Origin of the sequence: Paenibacillus sp. OT2-17, from assembly GCF_009827695.1 — a bacterium.
GTDB classification, from domain to species: Bacteria; Bacillota; Bacilli; order Paenibacillales; family Paenibacillaceae; genus Paenibacillus; species Paenibacillus polymyxa_B.
This window is the reverse complement of sequence record NZ_WUDQ01000540.1, coordinates 1-2526: the sequence shown is the minus strand read 5'-3', so window position 1 is coordinate 2526 and position 2526 is coordinate 1. Positions and strand designations below refer to the sequence as shown.

The 2526-nt window shown below is 48.1% G+C and carries 3 protein-coding genes and 1 pseudogene; 3 read left to right on the top strand and 1 reads right to left on the bottom strand.

Annotation, left to right across the window (positions count from 1 at the left end; genetic code table 11):
- The 3 genes and pseudogenes from GRP75_RS24290 to GRP75_RS24280 form a co-directional block, all read left to right on the top strand.
- Nucleotides 1–552 (top strand): annotated as a pseudogene (locus GRP75_RS24290) (RuBisCO large subunit C-terminal-like domain-containing protein); the annotation flags it as partial.
- On the top strand, nt 549–1226 hold the full coding sequence (locus GRP75_RS24285; protein ID WP_023989121.1) for a 2-hydroxy-3-keto-5-methylthiopentenyl-1-phosphate phosphatase: 678 nt from the start codon (nt 549–551) through the stop codon (nt 1224–1226). The pseudogene GRP75_RS24290 and the gene GRP75_RS24285, both read left to right, overlap by 4 nt.
- The gene (locus tag GRP75_RS24280) at nt 1227–1883 is read left to right on the top strand and encodes a methylthioribulose 1-phosphate dehydratase (protein WP_023989122.1); all 657 of its coding nucleotides are present in this window, start codon (nt 1227–1229) and stop codon (nt 1881–1883) included.
- A 201-nt stretch (nt 1884–2084) separates the two neighbouring features.
- Here the strand turns inward: GRP75_RS24280 and GRP75_RS24275 are convergent.
- Nucleotides 2085–2526: flavin reductase family protein (locus GRP75_RS24275; protein WP_160790599.1), on the bottom strand; the 442-nt coding region annotated here is incomplete at its 5' end.

Sequence of the window (2526 nt, the reverse complement as noted above, 5' to 3'; positions counted from 1 at the left end):
GCCATTGATGCGGGTGCCAACGCGTTACTGTTTAACGTGTTGGCCTACGGTTAGGATGTGCTACATGAACTTAGTAGCAATCCTGCCGTCTCGGTGCCGATTGCAGCCCATCCTTCGTTGGCGGGAGCTGCTTATCCATCGCCGCATTATGGTATTTCGGCGTCCGTCCTACTCGGTCAGCTTATGCGGCTGGCTGGCGCTGACCTCGTCCTCTTCCCTTCTCCCTACGGCTCAGTGACGATGCCGCGTGAGGAAAACATGGCGATCCGCGATGAGCTGATCACCCCTGATCTACCGCTGAAGGCCAGTATGCCGGTCCCTTCCGCAGGGATTCACCCGGGCCTCGTGCCGTTAATTGTACGTGACTTTGGTACTGACGTTGTTGTCAACGCTGGGGGCGGGATTCACGGTCATCCGCTGGGTACAGAAGCAGGTGGGCGCGCCTTTGTGCAGGCGATTGAAGCGGTACAGCAAAATGTCCCTCTGGCAGAATACGCCCGTACTCACCCCGAGCTGCAATCTGCGCTCGACACATGGGGAGGTGAACGATGAGCACAGCGAAGAAGCCCGTCATTTTTTGCGATTTTGACGGGACAATTACGAACAGCGACAATATTGTCGCCATTATGAAGCATTTTCAGCCTACAGGCTGTGAGCCCATCATGCATCAAATCGTAAATGGGCATACATCCATTCGTGAAGGCGTAGGTGCGATGTTCGCCCTGATGCCTTCGGAGCAAAAGGACGAAATTATCTCATATGTACTTGGACAAGCTGGTATACGCGAGGGCTTTGCACGCTTTTTGGACTATGTACGAGAGCAGCAGATTCAATTTTTCGTCACCAGTGGCGGCATTGATTTTTTTATTGATCCATTGCTAAAACCCTTCGATATTCCACACGACCACGTCTATTGCAACGGAGCGGATTTTTCCGGGGATCGCATCCAGATTACTTGGCCGCATCCATGTGAGGAACCGTGTACAAATGATTGTGGCATGTGTAAAACGACTGTGATTCGTCAATACCCTTCCGAACAATACGAACGGATTTTGATCGGCGACAGCCTGACCGATTTTGAAGGAGCTAAAATTGCCGATCTTGTGTACTCCCGTTCGCATCTGACTTTAAAGTGTCAAGAGCTTGGCGTACCACATGTACCCTTTGAAACATTTGATGACATTATCGAGGATTTAAAGCAAAAACAGGAGCAAGGGGTGCTGTAAATGAGTTTTAACTTGGCAGACATTTCATTGGAAGAAAAACGCCGCGCACTTGAAGAACTCGCTGATGTCAAAGAACTATTCGCATCTCGCAACTGGTTCCCAGGCACGAGCGGCAATTTGTCGATCCGAATTGGTGACTTTCATCCCGAACAATTTTATTTTGCAGTCACCGCCAGCGGCAAGGATAAAACCAAGCGTACTCCGGAAGATTTTCTATTCGTAGACCAGTACGGAAAAGCGGCAGAAGCGACAAACCTCAAGCCAAGCGCAGAGACGCTTATACATTGTGAAATTTACCGCCTAACAGGCTGCGGAGCCGTTTTTCATGTGCATACCGTGTTTAACAATCTGATTTCCGAATATTACGGTGAGCAAGGCGCTGTACCTATCCAAGGCATTGAGCTGATCAAGGCTTTTAACATTTGGAAAGAAAATGCTGCCATTGATATTCCTGTGCTGCCTAATTACGCGGATATTGCCTCGATTGCCAAGCTCGTACCTGGTGTGCTGAATGATCAGGTGCCTGGAATTTTATTGCGTAACCACGGCATTTATGCGTGGGGCCGTGATGTATTTGAGGCTAAAAAGCATTTGGAGGCGTTTGAATTTTTGTTTGAAACGACCTATCGCTCCCTGCTGCTGAAAACTTTGAAGTAAATAAACTCATAAATATCAAAGATGCGTATCCTTATTTGTAAAAGTGGTCATTGAATATCGAGAACGGAGCCTAAGCGATAGCACAGGAACGTTCTCTTTTTTATAATAAGGGTATTTCTATTCTACTAGCGACATAAAAGGAAATATGATGAATAAGAATCCTCCTGATATAATTTTGGATATGCTGTAAAAAAACGCCCCCTATTGGGGACGCTCCAGCGTGAATTGCTCTCCTAGCTTCGCATAGTTGTTCCCAGCCAAACGACTTACTGGACGCAACTCCTTAGCAATCACATACGTATTTTGATACGCTTCCTCGGACAAATGATACTGCACTACGCGTCCGATTAACAGATCACAGGCAGGTGTGTCCTCCTGACCTCCCAACGGTATAACCTGTTCCAGAATACATTCCATACGTATTTTCGCTTCTGCCACACCGGGAACTTCGATTTTTGTACTTTTGACCGGGGTAAGGCCTGCCAGTGTAACCTCACTCTCCTGCGGCAACAGACGGGAAGCCGTCACATTCACCGCTCCCACATTGTCCTCGTCTGTGATATGTACGACAAAAGCCTTATGCTCCATCGCATTACGTGCTGTATCTTTGGGTACTCCATCAACACGTTGTACGGATACAGAC